Annotated in this window: 12 protein-coding genes and 6 tRNA genes; 6 read left to right on the top strand and 12 right to left on the bottom strand. The window is 65.7% G+C overall.

All coding sequences use genetic code 11. The features are described from left to right. Nucleotides 1–118: 118 nt before the first annotated feature. From NFU04_RS00675 to NFU04_RS00650, 6 genes are all read right to left on the bottom strand, one after another. Nucleotides 119–193: transfer RNA gene (locus NFU04_RS00675), tRNA-Gly, on the bottom strand. A gap of 21 nt (nucleotides 194–214) precedes the next feature. Next, nucleotides 215–290: transfer RNA gene (locus NFU04_RS00670), tRNA-Glu, on the bottom strand. 97 nt (nucleotides 291–387) lie between these two features. Beyond that, a tRNA-Gly gene (locus NFU04_RS00665) sits at nucleotides 388–462 on the bottom strand. A gap of 32 nt (nucleotides 463–494) precedes the next feature. Further along, a tRNA-Glu gene (locus tag NFU04_RS00660) sits at nucleotides 495–570 on the bottom strand. 33 nt (nucleotides 571–603) lie between these two features. Continuing rightward, nucleotides 604–678: transfer RNA gene (locus NFU04_RS00655), tRNA-Gly, on the bottom strand. 28 nt (nucleotides 679–706) lie between these two features. Continuing rightward, nucleotides 707–782, bottom strand: a tRNA-Glu gene (locus tag NFU04_RS00650). A 172-nt stretch (nucleotides 783–954) separates the two neighbouring features. Here NFU04_RS00650 and msrB point away from each other — a divergent pair. The 4 genes from msrB to htpX all read left to right on the top strand — a co-directional run bounded on the left by msrB (nucleotide 955) and on the right by htpX (nucleotide 4747). Beyond that, nucleotides 955–1356: a peptide-methionine (R)-S-oxide reductase MsrB gene (gene msrB, locus NFU04_RS00645; protein WP_146804478.1), complete on the top strand. Its 402-nt coding sequence runs from the start codon at nucleotides 955–957 to the stop codon at nucleotides 1354–1356. A gap of 88 nt (nucleotides 1357–1444) precedes the next feature. Further along, the gene (ylqF, locus tag NFU04_RS00640) at nucleotides 1445–2401 is read left to right on the top strand and encodes a ribosome biogenesis GTPase YlqF (protein WP_251307615.1); all 957 of its coding nucleotides are present in this window, start codon (nucleotides 1445–1447) and stop codon (nucleotides 2399–2401) included. 55 nt (nucleotides 2402–2456) lie between these two features. Continuing rightward, complete coding sequence (locus NFU04_RS00635) at nucleotides 2457–3689, top strand: pyridoxal phosphate-dependent aminotransferase (protein ID WP_251307614.1); 1233 nt, start codon at nucleotides 2457–2459, stop codon at nucleotides 3687–3689. Between the two features lie 155 nt (nucleotides 3690–3844). Beyond that, on the top strand, nucleotides 3845–4747 hold the full coding sequence (gene htpX, locus NFU04_RS00630) for a protease HtpX (protein WP_146804481.1): 903 nt from the start codon (nucleotides 3845–3847) through the stop codon (nucleotides 4745–4747). A gap of 260 nt (nucleotides 4748–5007) precedes the next feature. Here htpX and pdxB read toward each other — a convergent pair whose 3' ends face one another. Then, on the bottom strand, nucleotides 5008–6168 hold the full coding sequence (gene pdxB, locus NFU04_RS00625) for a 4-phosphoerythronate dehydrogenase PdxB (RefSeq protein WP_251307613.1): 1161 nt from the start codon (nucleotides 6166–6168) through the stop codon (nucleotides 5008–5010). 94 nt (nucleotides 6169–6262) lie between these two features. Between pdxB and NFU04_RS00620 the strand changes: the two genes are divergently transcribed. After that, complete coding sequence (locus NFU04_RS00620) at nucleotides 6263–6544, top strand: hypothetical protein (protein WP_251307612.1); 282 nt, start codon at nucleotides 6263–6265, stop codon at nucleotides 6542–6544. Nucleotides 6545–6624: 80 nt separating this feature from the next. Here the strand turns inward: NFU04_RS00620 and NFU04_RS00615 are convergent, their stop codons facing one another. Together NFU04_RS00615 and rlmKL are read right to left on the bottom strand one after the other, a co-directional pair. Next, nucleotides 6625–6990 (bottom strand): glutaredoxin family protein, encoded by a 366-nt coding sequence (locus NFU04_RS00615; protein ID WP_251307611.1) that lies wholly within the window; start codon nucleotides 6988–6990, stop codon nucleotides 6625–6627. 97 nt (nucleotides 6991–7087) lie between these two features. After that, entirely contained in the window at nucleotides 7088–9292 is a 2205-nt protein-coding gene (gene rlmKL, locus NFU04_RS00610; protein WP_251307610.1) for a bifunctional 23S rRNA (guanine(2069)-N(7))-methyltransferase RlmK/23S rRNA (guanine(2445)-N(2))-methyltransferase RlmL, read from the bottom strand. Nucleotides 9293–9590: 298 nt separating this feature from the next. On the opposite strand from rlmKL, the gene rmf reads away from it, so the two are divergent. Then, complete coding sequence (rmf, locus tag NFU04_RS00605) at nucleotides 9591–9797, top strand: ribosome modulation factor (RefSeq protein WP_146804486.1); 207 nt, start codon at nucleotides 9591–9593, stop codon at nucleotides 9795–9797. Between the two features lie 189 nt (nucleotides 9798–9986). Here the strand turns inward: rmf and NFU04_RS00600 are convergent, their stop codons facing one another. The 3 genes from NFU04_RS00600 to trmA all read right to left on the bottom strand — a co-directional run bounded on the left by NFU04_RS00600 (nucleotide 9987) and on the right by trmA (nucleotide 17226). Beyond that, the gene (locus NFU04_RS00600) at nucleotides 9987–11003 is read right to left on the bottom strand and encodes a quinone-dependent dihydroorotate dehydrogenase (RefSeq protein WP_251307609.1); all 1017 of its coding nucleotides are present in this window, start codon (nucleotides 11001–11003) and stop codon (nucleotides 9987–9989) included. 105 nt (nucleotides 11004–11108) lie between these two features. After that, a complete protein-coding gene (locus NFU04_RS00595; protein ID WP_251307608.1) occupies nucleotides 11109–15947 on the bottom strand; it encodes an NAD-glutamate dehydrogenase in 4839 nt (1612 codons plus the stop codon). A 169-nt stretch (nucleotides 15948–16116) separates the two neighbouring features. Then, nucleotides 16117–17226, bottom strand: coding sequence for a tRNA (uridine(54)-C5)-methyltransferase TrmA (gene trmA / locus NFU04_RS00590; RefSeq protein ID WP_251307607.1), 1110 nt, complete (start codon nucleotides 17224–17226; stop codon nucleotides 16117–16119). Nucleotides 17227–17253: the final 27 nt, after the last annotated feature.

Genomic DNA, 17253 nt, shown 5'->3' with positions numbered 1-17253 from the left:
ATTGGAGCGGGAAACGAGATTCGATCGGACCGGCGTACCGGCTCGTGACCCGAGCCTTGGCTATACATACAAAAAAACCGCCGAAGCCTTACGCTTGGCAGTTCCTTTAGGTATCGACTGGAGCGGGAAACGAGATTCGAACTCGCGACCCTCGCCTTGGCAAGGCGATGCTCTACCACTGAGCTATTCCCGCTAATCATCGATATGTGCGAAGTGGCGTCCCATAGGGGGTTCGAACCCCTGTTACCGCCGTGAAAGGGCGGTGTCCTAGGCCACTAGACGAATGGGACGCAATAGCTTGTAAAAGCTGGAGCGGGAAACGAGATCGACCGGGCTGGCGTACCAGCTCGCGACCCTGTGCCGCCGCTTCATTACCAGACCGAAGCCTGGAGCGGGAAACGAGATTCGAACTCGCGACCCTCGCCTTGGCAAGGCGATGCTCTACCACTGAGCTATTCCCGCTGATTGCATGCTTCGCCTCGGATGGATCGAAGTGGCGTCCCATAGGGGGTTCGAACCCCTGTTACCGCCGTGAAAGGGCGGTGTCCTAGACCACTAGACGAATGGGACGCATAGCTTTTCAGCTGTTACCAGGCCGAAACCTGGAGCGGGAAACGAGATTCGAACTCGCGACCCTCGCCTTGGCAAGGCGATGCTCTACCACTGAGCTATTCCCGCTTTTCGATCATCCTGCCACGTCGAGGAGTGGCGTCCCATAGGGGGTTCGAACCCCTGTTACCGCCGTGAAAGGGCGGTGTCCTAGACCACTAGACGAATGGGACGCTGCTTGCCTCGTCGAGGTGGCGCGTATATTACTGAGCCACCGAGATGGTGTCAAGCCTATGGTTAAGCGCCAATTTTTGCTCTCGAGAAGCTACCCTATAGATGGGGCGATCGGCCGCCCCCGACCCTGCCGCCCCAGGGCGGCGACCGGCAGCAGCCAGAGAGGACGCCATGCGCAAGAAGATCGAGAAGAGTGACGCCGAATGGCGCAGCCAGCTCACCCCCGAGCAGTTCCATGTGACCCGCGAGAAGGGCACCGAGGCCCCCTTCAGCGGCGACTACCGGGTCAATGATGCCCAGGGCATCTACCACTGTGTCTGTTGTCATGCCCCCCTGTTCGAGAATGAGCACAAGTTCGATGCCGGCTGTGGTTGGCCGAGCTTCGACCGCCCCCTCGGCAAGTCATCGGTGGAGGAGCATGCGGACACTTCCCACGGCATGGTGCGCACCGAGGTGGTCTGTGCCCACTGCGATGCCCACCTGGGGCATGTCTTCGAGGACGGTCCCGCCGAGACCACCGGCCTGCGCTACTGCATCAACTCCCTAGCCATCAATTTCCACGAAGGCGAATAGTCTCCGCGAGCCCCGAGTTGAAGCAGCGCCGACGGCCGTTCATCTGCTAAGATGAACGGCCGTTTTTTCTGCCCAGGAGACACGCATCATGCTCGGCTGGTACCCGGGACACATGCACAAGGCACGCCGCCAGATCACCGAGGCCCTGCCCGAGATCGATGTGGTACTGGAAGTGCTCGATGCCCGCCTGCCCTACTCCAGCGCCAACCCCATGCTGGCCGAACTGACCCAGCACAAGCCGGTGCTCAAGCTGCTGTCCCGGGCCGACCTGGCCGATCCGGTGCGCACCCGGGAGTGGGTCGACTATTTCGATGGCCTGCCGGATACCCGCGCCCTGGCGGTGACCACCACCCAGGCCCGAGAGCTCAAGGGTATCCCCAAGCTGTGCCATGTCCTGGCCGGCCAGGTCCGCGCCGACCGCGATGTGCGGGTCATGGTGATGGGCATTCCCAATGTGGGGAAGTCGACCCTGATCAATGGCTTGGCGGGCCGCAAGATCGCCAAGACCGGTAACGAGCCGGCGGTCACCAAGCGCCAGCAGAAGGTACGCATCGACGGCCGGGTGGCGCTGATCGACACCCCGGGGGTGCTGTGGCCGAAGATCGAGGATCAGGCCAGCGCCTTCCGCCTGGCCGCCAGCGGCGCCATTCGCGATACCGCCATCGACTATGTGGAGGTGGCCATCGTCACCGCGGCGGAGCTGGCCAAGCGCTATCCCGAGGCCCTGACGAGCCGCTACAAGCTCAAGGCCCTGCCCGCCTATGCCGCCAACCCGGAGGCCGAGGCGGTGGATGCCGACGGTCCCCGTCGCCTCGACCTGCTGGCTTTGGCCGGTTTCGATGGCCACGCCATTCTCACCGAGATCGCCGCCAAGCGCGGGGGCCTGCGTCCCGGCGGCGAGGTGGACCTGCACCGCGGTGCCGAGGTGCTGCTGCATGAGCTGCGCGCCGGCAAGCTGGGGCACCTGACCCTGGAGACTCCGGCGGATATTCCCCCGGAGCCGGTCGCCGAGGACGAGACGCCGGACTCGCCGGCAGATTCCTAGATGACAACCCTCGGGGGCACCGCGCCCCCGACTGGACAGCGGATTCCCAACGCCCATGGACACCCCGATCAAGAAGTCACACAAGCTGCATAACGTCTGCTACGACATCCGCGGCCCGGTGCTCGACCATGCCAAGCGCCTGGAAGAGGAAGGCCAGCGGGTGCTCAAGCTGAATATCGGCAACCCCGCCCCCTTCGGCTTCGAGGCCCCGGAGGAGATCCTCCAGGACGTGATGCGCAACCTGCCCACCGCCCAGGGTTACTGCGACTCCAAGGGACTCTACTCGGCGCGCAAGGCGATCATGCAGGAATGCCAGCGCAAGCAGATTCCCCATGTCGGCATCGAGGACATCTATATCGGCAACGGGGTCTCCGAGCTGATCGTGATGGCCATGCAGGCGCTGCTCAACGACGGCGACGAGGTACTGATCCCGGCCCCCGACTATCCGCTGTGGACCGCCGCCGCCAACCTGGCCGGCGGTCGCGCCGTGCACTACCTGTGCGACGAGCAGGCGGACTGGGCCCCGGACCTGGAGGATATCCGCGCCAAGGTGACCGGCCATACCCGGGCCATCGTGATCATCAACCCCAATAACCCCACCGGCGCCGTCTACCCGCCGACGGTGGTCAAGGAGATCCTGGAGATCGCCCGGGAGCACGACCTGATCGTGTTCTCCGACGAGATCTACGACAAGATCCTCTACGACGGGGTGGAGCATGTCTCCACCGGCGCCCTGGCCGGCGACGACCAGCTGGTGGTGACCCTCAACGGCCTCTCCAAGAGCTACCGCTGCGCCGGCTTCCGCTCCGGCTGGATGACCCTCTCCGGCCAGGTGGCCATGCAGCGTGCCGCCGACTTTATCCAGGGCATCAATATGCTGGCGTCGATGCGTCTGTGCGCCAATGTGCCGGCCCAGCACGCCATCCAGACGGCGCTGGGCGGCTACCAGTCGATCAACGATCTGGTCCTGCCCGGCGGGCGCCTGCTGGCCCAGCGCGATATCACCGTGGAGAAGCTCAACGCCATCCCCGGGGTCAGCTGCGTCAAGCCCAAGGGGGCCCTCTACGCCTTCCCACGCCTGGACCCCGCGGTCTACCCCATCGCCGACGACGAGAAGCTGGTGCTGGACCTGCTACTGCAGGAGAAGATCCTGCTGGTGCAGGGCACCGCCTTCAACTGGCCGACGCCGGACCATGTGCGCATCGTCACCCTGCCCTGGGCCGACCAGCTGGGCGACGCCCTAGATCGCTTCGCGCGCTTTTTGGAGCGCTACCGCAAGGGGCTCTAACAAGGGGCTCTAACCAAGGGCCCTGATTCGGCGAGCTAACGGTTTGAAAGCGTGCTTGAAACCCGACGCCAAAGGCCGTATCTAATCGTCATGATTTTTCCGGGCGGCGGGGACCGCCGCCCTCTGAGGTTGCCACTCCTACGGAGATTTCCCCGATGATGAGAATCCTGCTCTTCCTGGGCACCAACCTGGCGGTGATCGTCGTCGCCAGCATTACCCTGCGGCTGCTGGGCGTCGAGCCCTACCTCAATGCCCAGGGCATCAACTTCAACAGCCTGCTGATCTTCTGCTTTATCTTCGGCATGGCCGGCTCCCTGGTGTCGCTGTTTATCTCCAAGTGGATGGCCAAGCGCGGCACCGGCACCGTGATCATCGAGACGCCCTCCAACGCCACCGAGAAATGGCTGCTGGATACCGTCGAGGAGCTCTCCCGGGAGGCCGGCATCAAGACCCCGGAGGTGGGCATCTTCCCCGCCCAGCAGTCCAACGCCTTCGCCACCGGCTGGAACAAGAACGACGCCCTGGTGGCGGTCTCCGCCGGCCTGCTCAACCGCATGCGTCCCGAAGAAGTGCGCGCGGTGCTGGCCCACGAGATCGGCCACGTGGCCAACGGCGACATGGTCACCCTGGCGCTGATCCAGGGGGTGGTGAACACCTTCGTGATGTTCTTCGCCCGGGTCGTCGCCCACCTGGTGGATCAGTTCCTGAAGAGCCGCACCGATGGCGAAGGGCTCGGCTTCATGGGCTACTTCGCGGTGGTGATCGTCGCCGAGATCGTCTTCGGCATCATCGCCTCGGCGGTGGTGGCCTGGTTCTCGCGTTTCCGGGAGTACCGCGCCGACGCGGCGGGGGCCCGGCTGGCCGGCTCCGGGGCCATGATCAACGCCCTGGCCCGCCTCAAGGCCGAGACCGAGCTACCCGATCAGATGCCGGACACCCTGACCGCCTTCGCCATCACCACCGGTCGGACCCGCAAGATCATGGAGCGACTCTTCGCCAGCCACCCGCCGCTGGATGATCGTATCCGCGCGCTCAAGGAAGCCGCCTATCGGCAGTAGCTACCAACCGGGGCGGATCCCTGGCTATCGCCACCCGCCCCTTTCCACAAGCCCGATCGTATCCGCATGATCGTATCCGCGCGCTCAAGGAAGCCGCCTATCGGCAGTAGCTACCAACCGGGGCGGATCCCTGGCTATCGCCACCCGCCCCTTTCCACAAGCCCGATCGTATCCGCGCGCTAAAGGAAGCCGCCTATCGGCAGTAAGGCGTCCATCGACTCAACAACGCATCGGGCCCGCCATTGGCGGGCCCGATGCGTTTAGCGGCGCTCGACGCGAAAGCCGGCGCCGTCGAGCCAGGGGGCCAGGTCGGCGGCACCCTTTCGAAGCTCGACCGTCAGGGTGGCGAACTCGCGACGCAAGGGATAAGCGGCCCGGTAGCCATCGAAGCCACGGGCCATGCCACGCTCGCGGGCGAAGCGCGCCAGCCCCAGGGCATCGCGCCGCGGATCATAGCAGGCACGGATGCAGAGCCGCAGGGCGTCCCAGGGGCTCAGGCCGGCGTCCAGGGTCAGACGCGGCAGGGCCGGCACGGGTAGCAGCTCGCTCAGCTCCCGACGCACCGGCAGGCCGAAGTGATGCATGGCGGCGCCATAGACCTGGTGGGTGCCACGCAGCTTGCCATCCAGGCTGTAGCCCGCCACATGGGGGGTGGCCAGGTCGGCCGCCCGCCACAGGGCTTCGTCGATGGCGGGCTCGTTTTCCCAGACATCCAGCAGGGTGGTCAGGTCGCCCCGGGCGGCCAGCCGCGCCTTCAGGGCCGCGCCATCCAGGCAGTCGCCCCGCCCGGCATTTAGCAGCCAGGTGCCCGGGCGCAGGGCCGCCAGGCGCCGCGCATCGAGCAAATGGTGGGTGGCATGGGGCCCGCCCCGTACCAGGGGAGTATGCAGGCAGAGCACGTCGCACTGCTCGATCAGGGTCTCCAGGTCGTGAAAGCCCTCGCCACCCTCCGCCTCGGCCCGGGGCGGGTCGCAGCACAGCGTCTCGATGCCCAGGGCCGTCAGTCGCGCGGCCAGGCGCTCCCCCACCTGGCCGACCCCGACGATCCCCACCCGGCGCGACTCGAGTTCCTGGCCTTCCCGCTCCGCCGCCCAGGTCAGGGCCGCCAGCACATAGTCCACCACCGCCTCGGCGTTGCAGCCCGGAGCGCTGCTGAAGCCGATACCACGCTCGGCCAACGCCTGGCGGTCGATATGGTCGGTGCCGATGGTGCAGGTGCCCACGAAGCGCAGCCGCGGCGCCTGATCCAGCAAGGCCCGGTCGACCCGGGTAATGGAACGAGTGATCAAGACCTCGGCCTCGGCCAGCGCCTCGGGGGGAAGCTGGCGACCGGGCAGGCGCCGGACCTCGCCCAGCTCGCCGAAGCAGGCCTCGGCGGCGGGGATGTTGGTGTCCACGATGATCCGTCGGGGGGCGGGCATGCATCACTCCTGGAGATGGCTTGTTCATGGGAGGCAGGTCGCTACAATAACAGCTTCGCCCCGCCGGGGCCCCTTGCCGCCATCAGGAGTCGCCGTGATCGTCCGCTGGGAAAGTGACCATGACTATGTGCTGATCCATATCCACCAGGACATGTTCGGTGACTGGATCTTCAGCCGCGCCTGGGGGCAGATCGGCACCCAGTTCGGCGGCCTCAAGCACCAGTTGGCCGAGGATCACAACCAGGCAATGATGTGGCTCGACGACGAGGCCACCATCCAGCGCTCCCGGGGCCTGCACAAGGTCCTCGAAGTACAGGCCGACTCCCCCGAGGGCCAGGACGCCGTGCGCCAGCTCTCGCTGCTGGATAACGCCTGAAGACGTGGTCGGGTAAGCGAGCGCCAGCGAACGCACCCGACGAGCGAACGCATCTGGCACCGCCTGTCGGATGCCCTCGCCTACGGCTCGTTTATCCGACCTACCGTAGCCCGGCCAAGGTAGCGGCGCCCGTGGCGAACCTGCACCTTCGCAGGCTCGGCCGATGGGGCCGGCGCCTGCAACTGGCGCCAGGCATCCGAGTCGAGCCAACCCCGGGCGGCCAGCCAGGCCGCCAGCCGCGGCGCCTCGAAGCCGCGATCCAGCGCCTCGCCCTCCTCCGCCTCCAGCACCGGGATCCTCACCCCATAGCGCGCCACCAGGGCGTCATCCTCGCTGATCTCGACCCGCTCTAGGGCGTACTCCACCGAGCAGAGCCTCGCCAGCAGTGCCTCGAGCGCCTCGCAGAGATGACAGCCCAGGGTGGTATAGAGCCGAAGCTGGATCATGCGCCCTCCCCCCGGGCCCCTTCCCCGCGATGGCGAATCAGGAAGACGTGGTGCAGGTCGGGGGTTCTCGTGCCGAATAAAGAGTGGATCGAAGGTCTCATGCCGTTGCTTTTCCCCGGTGGCGAATCAGAAAGACATGGTGCAGGTCGGGGTTACGTGTGAAATCCGGATCGAAGGTCTTCGCCGAGATGTCCTCCACCCGATACTGCTCCGCCAGGTCGGCATCCAGCGCGAAGCGCCGCTGATTGTTGGAGAAGACCAGGGTACCACCCTCGGCCAGGCGCGCCATGGCCAGGCGAATCAGCCGCCCGTGGTCGCGCTGGATATCCAGGGTCGCCTCCATCTTCTTGGAGTTGGAGAAGGTCGGCGGATCCATGAAGATCAGGTCGAACTCCGCCTTGGCGGTCTCCAGCCAGCGCAGGCAGTCGTCGCGGACTACCCGATGATGGGCCGGGTCGAGGCCATTGAGGGTGAAGTTGTCTCGGGCCCAGCTCAGGTAGGTATTGGAGAGGTCGACGCTGATGGTGTCGCTGGCGCCCCCTGCCTTTTCGGTGCCCAGCGCCGCCTGCACGGTGGCGGTGGCGGTGTAGCAGAAGAGGTTGAGGAAGCGCTTGCCGGCGGCCATCTCGGCGAGTCGCCGCCGTACCGGGCGGTGGTCGAGGAAGAGCCCGGTATCCAGGTAGTCGCGCAGGTTGACCCAGAGCCGCGCCCGTCCCTCGCGCACCTCGAAGCGCTCGCCATGGCTGCCCTGCTTCTGGTACTGGGCGCGGCCGCTCTGACGCTCGCGACGCTTGATCACCACTCGGCTGGGGGATACCTCCAGTACCTCGGGGATCACCCCCAGGGCATCGAAGAGGCGCTTCTGGGCCTGGGCCGCATCCACCGACCTGGGCGGCGCATACTCCTGCACATGCACCCAGTCACCGTAGACATCGATGGCCAGGGCGAACTCCGGCATATCGGCATCATAGAGTCGATAGCAGGACTCGCCGGACTGCTTGAGCCACTTCTTGAGGCGCTTGCGGTTCTTGTGCAGCCGGTTGGCGAACATCTGCGCATTCTCGGAACGCACCGGCGCCTCGGGCCTGGCGTCGCTGCCCGCCTCGCCGCTCGCCTCGGGAATGGCGATCAGCAGCAGGCGCGCCTCCAGGGGCCCATTGCGGAAGGCGTAGTGCTTGTGGGCACGCATCCCCAGGCGGTGGCCCAGGTCGGGATTGCCGGTGAACAGCGCCAGACTCCAGCCGGGGAAGGCCTCACGCAGCCGCTCGCCCAACTGACGATAGAGGGTCACCAGCTCCGGCAGCTCGCCGATGCGCTCGCCATAGGGCGGGTTGGTGATCACCAGCCCCCTGGCCTCGGGACTCAGGCTCTCGGGGCGCGTCAGCTCGGCCACCGAGGCACCCTGGAAGTGGATCAGCGCCGGGATGCCGGCACGCATGGCATTGGCCCTGGCGGCGGAGATGGCCTGGGGACTCTGGTCGCTGCCGAACAGCCGCGCCTTGCAGCGCTTGCGGCCCAGGCTGGCCCGGGCCTCGGCCTCCCGCCTGAGCTCCCGCCACAGCTCGCGATCATGACCCGCCCAGGCCTCCAGGCCGAAGCGCGCCCGATTGAGGTTGGGGGCGATATCCGCTGCCATCAGCGCCGCCTCGATCACCAGGGTGCCGGAGCCACAGAGCGGGTCCACCAGGGCCTCGCCGGCCTTGGCCCGGGCCGGCCAGTCGGCACGCATCAGCAGGGCCGCGGCCAGGTTCTCCTTGAGGGGCGCATGCCCCAGCTCGCGGCGGTAGCCGCGCCGGTGCAGACTCTCGCCGCTGAAATCGATACCCAGGGTCAGGCGCCCCCGGTGCAGGTGAGCATAGAGGCGTAGGTCCGGGTCCCGGGGCTCGACCGTCGGCCGTTCGCGACCGGCCCGGGCCATGGCGGTGACCACCCCATCCTTGACGGTCTGGGCGCCGAAGCGGGTATGGCGGATCGTCGCCGACTGGCCATGGAAGTCCACCGCCAGGCTGCGCCCCGGCACCAGGTGTTCCGCCCAGGCCACCCGGGCCGCGGCGTCCGCCAGTTGCTCCGGGCTCTCGATGCCCTCCTCCCGGGCCAGGCAGAGGATGATGCGGTTGGCCAGGCGCGACCAGAGGCAGGCTCGATAGGCCACCGCCAGCTCGCCACGAAAATGCACGCCGGCCACCGTGGTCTTCTCCACCTGGGCTCCCAGAGCCGTCAGCTCCTCGCCCAACTGGGTCTCGAGCCCGCGGGGGCAGGCGGCAAAAAAGGCTGGAAGATTCGTCACTTGCATCTCACTCATGGTGTGCTGTGGAGATTCGCTAGGGCGGTTGGCGAGGCGCTTGGCCTCGGGGCCCGGGCGCCGGGGACGGGCGTCATATTCCCGTCATCCCGTTTTGCTATGGCTCTTATGCCAAAATACCGGTCGACAACCGGTCTCGTCATGGTCTAAATGTATAAGCGTAGCTACGAAATAACGCATGCGTTGCTTGCCGCAGATGCTGGATAACTACGGTCGAGCGAATGAATCGCTCAGGGCCGAACAGGAGTCTCGTGTACTGCAAACGTCACAAAGTCTAAGGTTCTGAAGAGGCCATCCGATGAAACGACAGAAACGTGATCGCTTCCAGCGTGCTTATGTTCATGGCTACAAGGCGGGACTCAGTGGTCGTTCCAGAGATGAGTGTCCCAGCCAAGATGTGGATCTTCGAGAATACTGGATGAGCGGTTGGCGTGAAGGTCGTGGGGACCAGTGGGCTGGCATGACGGGAGTCGCCGGCATCCATAAAAACCCCATGGTAATGTGACGTCTTTTCTAGACACTATCTGACACTACCCATTCCCAAGGCCCGCACTCGCGGGCCTTTCTATTGCTCGCCCTTGTTGCCGCCGTCCTTGTTGCCGCCGCCCTTGTTGCCACCGCCCTTGTTGCCACCGCCCTTGTTGCCGCCGCCCTTGTTGCCGCCGCCCTTGTTGCCGCCGCCCTTGTTTCCGCCCTAGCCTCGCCCTTTGAGGGCCCGGGCGCACTCCCCCACCAGCTCGGGGCCTCGATAGATAAAGCCCGAGTAGAGCTGCACCAGGTCGGCGCCCGCCTCGCGCTTGGCGAGTGCCGCCTCGCCGCTATCGATGCCGCCGACGCCAATGATCGGCATCTCCGGAAGGCGACGGCGCAGCTCGTGAATCACCGTGTTCGAGGCCTCGAAGACCGGTCGCCCGGAGAGCCCACCCTGCTCGTCCCCGTGCGCCAGCCCCGCCACCGCCTCCCGGGCGATGGTGGTATTGGTGGCGATCACCGCATCGATGGCGTTATCGGCCAGGGCCTTGGCCACCAGGCCCACCTCGTCGACGCTCATGTCCGGGGCGATCTTCACCGCCAGCGGCACGCGACGGCCACTCGCCTCGTCCAGGCGCCGCCCCTCCTCGCGCAGGGCGCCCAGCAGGGCATCCAACTGTTCGCCGAACTGCAGGTTGCGCAGCCCCGGCGTATTGGGCGAGGAGATATTGACGGTGATGTAGTGGGCATGGGCATGCACCTTGCCCAGGCAGGTCAGGTAGTCGTCCACCGCCTTCTCCACCGGGGTGGTGAGGTTCTTGCCGATATTGATGCCGATCACCCCGTCATAGCGGCTCGCCTTGACCCGCGCCACCAGGTGGTCGACACCGGCGTTGTTGAACCCCATGCGATTGATGATGGCGCCGGCCTCGGGCAGGCGGAAGAGTCGCGGCCGGGGATTGCCGTCCTGGGGCCTGGGGGTCACGGTGCCCACCTCGACGAAGCCGAAGCCCAGGGCGCCCAGGGCATCGAGATGATCGGCATTCTTGTCGAGGCCCGCGGCCAGCCCCACCCGATTGGGAAAACGCAGCCCCATCAGCTCCACCGGATCATCCACCCGCGCCCCGCCGAGGCGCCGGGCCAGTCCCATAGCATTGGCCAGATCGAGCCCCTTGAGGGCCAGGCCATGGGCGGTTTCCGGGTCGAGACGAAAGAGCAGCGAGCGGGCCAGGGCGTACATGGGAATCCTCGGGTGGATGAGCGGCGCCGCATTATAGCTCAAGGGACCCGGAAACGACGAACCCCGCCAGGAGGCGGGGTTCGTCAGGGTGGCGAGAGATGACCGTCAGTCGTGGCGACTCTCGGCCAGGTCGACCAGCTCGCGGATGGCCACGGCGAACAGCGGGAAGCTCACCTGGCTGCCGGAGCGCACCTCGCCGAGCAGGCCACACCAGCGACGATAGAGGCTATCGTGGCGCTGTACCCACTGCTCGACCCGGGCTTCCATCTCCCGCGGCGCATCCTCGAGCTGCAGCACCGCCACGGTGAGGGCCAGCTGCTGACGATCCAGGTCGTCGCGGAAGGTCTCCCGGGCCTGGGCCTGCCAGCCGTCGCGGACCTCCAGGGCATTGATCTGCTCGATCATCCACGGCAGCTCGAGACGGTGACCCACCTCGTAGTAGGCCTCGGCGACCCGCTGGATCTTCTCGCCGGAGAGCTTGGCCGCCTCGATGATGCCGAGACCGGCGTAGAGGCTGTTGGCCGCCGCCACGGCACTGGCCAGGGCCTCGGGCACGCCGGCCGCCACCAGCTCGTCGCGGCGTGCCTGCCAGGCGGCCAGCTCGTCGCCGCGCAGGCGCTTGCCGAGGCTCTCCTGGAGCTGGGCCAGGCGCGGTGCGAAGTGGGCGATGCTGTCCTTGGTGGTCATGCCGCTGCGCTGACGCAGGAACCAGCGGGTGGCGCGACGCAGCAGACGCATCAGGTCGATCATCATGGCGTACTGGACGCGGCTCGGCACCTGGTTGTCCAGGGCCTCCACCTGCTCCCAGAGGCCGCTCAGATTGAAGCTGTCCCGGGCGATGATATAGGCGCGGGCGATATCGGCGCGCTTGGCCCCGGTGGTATCCATCAACCGGCGCACGAAGACGATGCCCATATGATCCACCAGGTCGTTGGCGATCTGGGTGGCGACGATCTCGCGCTTCAGCTTGTGCTCGTACATGGTCTCCTTGAAGCGTTCCACCAGCACCGTCGGGAAGATCCGCTCCAGGTGTTGCTGGATATAGGGATCATCCGGCACCTCGGAATCGATCAGGTCCCCCTTGAGCACCATCTTGGAATAGGAGATCAGCACCGACAGCTCCGGCAGGGTCAGCCCCTCATCGGCATTGGAGCGCTCCAGCAGGGTCTCGTCATCGGGCAGGAACTCCAGCTCGCGATCCAGCTGGCCGTTCGCCTCCAGCTCGGAGATAAAGCGACGGTAGGGTCCCATGCCCTCCTTGGAGAGGATCTCGGCCAGGGAGAGCGCCTGGGTCTGCTGGTAGTTGTCGCGCAGCACCAGCCGCGAGACATCCTCGGTCATCTCTGCCAGCAGCTGATTGCGCTGCTTGTCGGTCATGTCGCCGCTCTTGACGATATCGTCGAGCAGGATCTTGATATTGACCTCGTGGTCGGAGCAGTTGACCCCGCCGGCGTTGTCGATGAAGTCGGTATTGACGCGCACGCCGGCCTTGGCGGCCTCCATGCGGCCACGCTGGGTCAGGCCCAGGTTGCCGCCTTCGCCCACCACCCGGCAGCGCAGCTCGCCGCCATTGATGCGCAGGGCGTCGTTGGCCTTGTCGCCCACCTCGGCATCGCTCTCGCTGGCGGCCTTCACATAGGTGCCGATGCCACCGTTCCAGATCAGGTCCACTGGCGACTTGAGCATGGCGCGAATCAGGTCATTGGGGGCCAGCTTGTCCTCGGCGATGCCGAAGACCGCCTTCATCTCCGGGGTGATGGCGATGGACTTGGCGCTGCGCTTGAAGATGCCGCCGCCCTTGGAGATCAGGCTGGCGTCGTAGTCCTCCCAGCTCGAGCGGGGCAGCGCGAAGAGGCGCTGACGCTCGGCGAAGGAGCTGGCTGCATCCGGGCTCGGGTCGACGAAGATATGCAGGTGGTTGAAGGCGCCCACCAGGCGAATCTTGTCGGAGAGCAGCATGCCGTTGCCGAAGACGTCGCCGCCCATGTCGCCGATGCCCACCACGCTGAACTCGTCGGCCTGGGTATTGACGCCCAGCTCGCGGAAGTGGCGCTTCACCGACTCCCAGGCGCCCTTGGCGGTGATGCCCATCTTCTTGTGGTCATAGCCATTGGCACCGCCGGAGGCGAAGGCATCGCCCAGCCAGTGACCATATTCGGCGGAGATCTCGTTGGCGATGTCCGAGAAGGTCGCGGTGCCCTTGTCGGCGGCCACCACCAGGTAGGGGTCGTCGTCATCGTGACGCACCACGTCCACCGGCGGCACGATCTCGGCGCCATCCAGGTTATCGGTGACATCCAGCAGGGCGCGGATAAAGGTCTTGTAGCAGGCGACGCCCTCGGCCTGGATAGCGTCCCGGTCGCCCTCGGGCAGGCGCTTGCAGACGAAGCCGCCCTTGGCCCCCACCGGCACGATCACCGAGTTCTTGACCTGCTGGGCCTTGACCAGGCCGAGCACCTCGGTGCGGAAGTCCTCGCGACGATCCGACCAGCGCAGCCCGCCCCGGGCGACCTTGCCGCCGCGCAGGTGAACGCCCTCGACCCGCGGCGAATAGACGAAGATCTCGAAGGCCGGGCGCGGCTTGGGCATATCCGGCACCTGGCTGGGATCCAGCTTGTAGGCGATGTACTCCTTGTAGTCGCCGTCGGCGCCGCGCTGATAATAGTTGGTGCGCAGGGTGGCCTGAATCAGGGCGATATAGCGACGCAGCAGCAGATCGTCGTTGAGGCTGGCCACGTCGTCCAGCAGCGCCTGCAGGCGCGCCACGCAGGCCTCGCTCTCGCGCTCCCGCGCCGCGTCCTGCTGCTCCGGGTCGAAGCGCAGTTCGAACAGGCTCACCAGCTCACGGGTAATCTCCGGGTAGCTGGCCAGGGTATTGGCGATATAGAACTGCGACAGGCCGAAGCGAATCTGCTTCAGGTAGCGGGCATAGGCGCGCAGCATGGCCACCTCGCGCCAGCTCAGGTTGGCACCGATCACCAGGCGGTTGAAGGCGTCATTGTCGGCCTGCCCGTCCCAGATGCGCTTGAAGGCCTCGACGAAGGGCTCACGCATCTCCTGGAGATTGACCACCTCGCTGCCGTGATGCTCCAGGTTGAAGTCATGGATCCAGTAGTTGCTCTTGGGCGAGGCGATCTCGTAGGGGCGCTCGCCGATCACCCGCAGCCCCAGGTTCTCCATCACCGGCAACACGTCGGAAAGCGGGATCGGCTGATCCTTGTGGAACAGCTTGAGGTTGACCCCGTCGACGTCCTCCTCCACCAGGCGATAGAGGGAGAGGGAGAGCGGCGCACCGCCCTCCACCTCGCCGAGGTGATGAATATCGTAGACGGCGGTACGCGCGGAGAAATCCTCCCGATAACTGGCCGGGAAGGCGTCACGGTAGTCGTCCATCAGGCGGTTGGCCTGCTCCTCACCGAAGCCCTCCACCATGGCGGCCTGGAGGTCGTCGTTCCAGCTGCGCGCCAGCTGGGTCACCTTCTGCTCCAGGCGCTCCAGGTCATAGCCGACCGGCTCATCGCCGTTGAAGCGCAGGATCAACTGGATGCGCGCCAGCACCGACTCGGAGAGGTGGGTATTGAAGTCGCCGAAGGTGGCGTCCAGCTCCTCGCAGAGCATGGTCTGGATGCGCACCCGCAGGTCGGTGGAGAAGACATCCCGCGGCACGAAGACCAGGCAGGAGTAGAACTTGCCGAAGCGGTCCTCGCGCACGAAGAGGCGCACCCGGCGCCGCTCGCGGATATTGAGGATGCCCAGGGTGGTCCGGGTCAGCTCCTCGATACTGATCTGGAAGAGGTCGTCACGGGGATAGACATTGAGAATCTGGCGCAGCTGATGGCCATCGTGCGCCTTGGGATTGACCCCGGCGGCCTTCATCACCGCCTCGATCTTGCGTCGCAGCACCGGAATATGCCGCGGCGAGTCGTTGTAGACGGTGGCGGTAAACAGGCCCAGGAAACGGCGCTCGCCGATCACCTTGCCCTGATCGTCGTAGCGATCGATGGAGATGTAATCCGGATAGGAGGGGCGGTGTACCCGGGCATGGTAGGCGCTCTTGGCGAAGGAGAGCAGCTCAGGGATCAGCACATAATGATCGTCCTCGACGCCCTGATCGTTATGGATGCGCTCCTGATAGCGAGGCGTATCGAGCCTGAAGACCCCCAGCTCGCTGCCCTTGCGCTTGGTCAGTTGCTCCTGCCCCTTCTTGCTGACCACCTCGTACTCGTCGCAGCCGAGGAAGGTGAAATTGTCGTCCAGCAGCCACTCCAGGAAGGCGATGGCCTCCTGGTGATCGGCGGGATCGACCTGGTCCGGCCGAGTCGCCTTGAGCTCCTCGAGGGCCGCACACACCTGATCGCGCATCGGCTCGAAGTCACCGACCGCGGTGCGCACGTCACGCAACACCTCCTGCAGGCCAGCCTCGATATCGGCCAGCAGCTCGGGATCGGAGTGGCGGTCGATCTCGATGACGATCAGCGATTCACGCCCTTCGGGGGCCTCGGCATCCTGAGGATGCGCCAGCCGCTTGACCTGATGCTTGGCGTCCCGCTCCACCGCCAGCACCAGGTTATGGATGGCATGCAGGGTAATGCCGCGGCGATTGAGCTCGATGCGCACCGAGTCCACCAGGAAGGGCATATCCTGGTGCAACACCCCGACCACGGTATGCAGGGACTGCCAGCCATGCTCCTGATAGTCGGGGTTGAAGACCCGCACCTTGGGAGCCTTGACGTCGTGCTCCTGGACGAAGTGCCAGGTCGACAGGGTCGCGCCGTAAAGGTCGTCGAGGCGCCGCTCGGCCAGGTCGGCGAAGGGCACATTGGCATAGAAGAGTTCGGCGAAATCGGCGATCACCCCCACCTTCTCTTCGGGAAGACGCTTGGTGAGCTGCTCCTTCAACTGGGCGAGAAATTCCTGTTTGCCATCGATCACGACGTGTTGCATCCATCACCTCGGCTGCTGTCGGCCTGGGGCCGTCGAATTAGGGTGAAACGCGGCAAGAACCGCGTTTACCGAAGGGTACTGTAGCACCCGCCCCGTCCCTATCGAGTTGCACGTTTTCTCATGGAGCATGTCAGTTGCGCATCAAGGCGACGGGGCTCTGCCCTTGACTTTAGTCGTCGATGCGCTCGAGCAGCACGCCACACTCACAATGGTGGGTCCACGGAAACTGATCGAAGAGCGCCATGCGGCGGATACGGTGGGTCCGGCAGAGCCGCTCCAGGTTCTGCTCCAGGGTGTCCGGGTTACAGGAAATATAGACGATGCGTTCATAGCCGCTGAGCTGGTCGCAACTGGCCTCGTCGAGGCCGGCCCGGGGCGGGTCCACCAAGACGGTAGAGAAGTCGTAATCGGCCAGGCCCATCTCGGTGACCCGGCGCCCGCCCTTGTCGCCCTTGAGGGCGGCGCTGAACTCCTCCGCCGACATGCGCCCCACGCTAGCGTTGGCGATGCCGTTGGCTTCCAGGTTGATGCGGGCCGAGGCCACCGAGGTACGCGAGATCTCGGTGGCCAGCACCCGCCGGAAATTCTCGGCCAGGGCGATGGTGAAATTGCCGTTACCGCAGTAGAGCTCCACCAGGTCGCGGGCCTGGCTGCCACGGGTCACGTCCCGGGCCCAGCCCAGCATGGCGCGGCAGATCTCGGCATTGGGCTGGGTAAAGCTGTTCTCCACCTGCTGATAGACGAAGTCGCGCCCCTCCACCGAGAGGCGCTCCCAGACATGGTCGCGCTCGAGCACCAGGCGCTGCTTGCGGGAGCGGCCGATGATCATCACGCCCAGGGTCTCCTGGAGACGCCGCGCCTCGGCCTCCCAGGCCTCGTCCAGGGGGCGATGATAGATCAGGGTCAGCAGCGCCTCGCCGCTGAGGGTGGTGAGAAATTCCACCTGGAACAGCTTGCGACGCAGCAGCGGCTCATCGCGAATGGCATCCAGCAGCGCCGGCATCAAGGCATTGATGCGCCGGCTGGCCACGGGAAAATCGTCCAGGCGGACCACCGTTTTCTTCTTGGGGTCCTCGGAGTCCACCTCGAACATGGCGTAGAAGAGGTCATCGCCCTCATGCCAGAGGCGGAACTCGCAGCGCATACGGTAGTGGCTGGGCGGCGAGGCATGGACCTCCAGCTCGGGAGGCGCGAAACGCGCGAACTGCGCGGTGATGCGTTGACGCTTGGCCTCGAGCTGATCGGCATAACGCTCGGGGTCGACGACGGGTACGGCCACGGGGCCTCCTTTACGATGAAATCAAGA

The organism is Halomonas sp. NCCP-2165 (assembly GCF_023708045.1).
Taxonomy (GTDB): domain Bacteria; phylum Pseudomonadota; class Gammaproteobacteria; order Pseudomonadales; family Halomonadaceae; genus Bisbaumannia; species Bisbaumannia pacifica.
The sequence above is the reverse complement of the archived record's forward strand: the minus strand, read 5'-3'. Positions and strand labels throughout refer to the sequence as shown.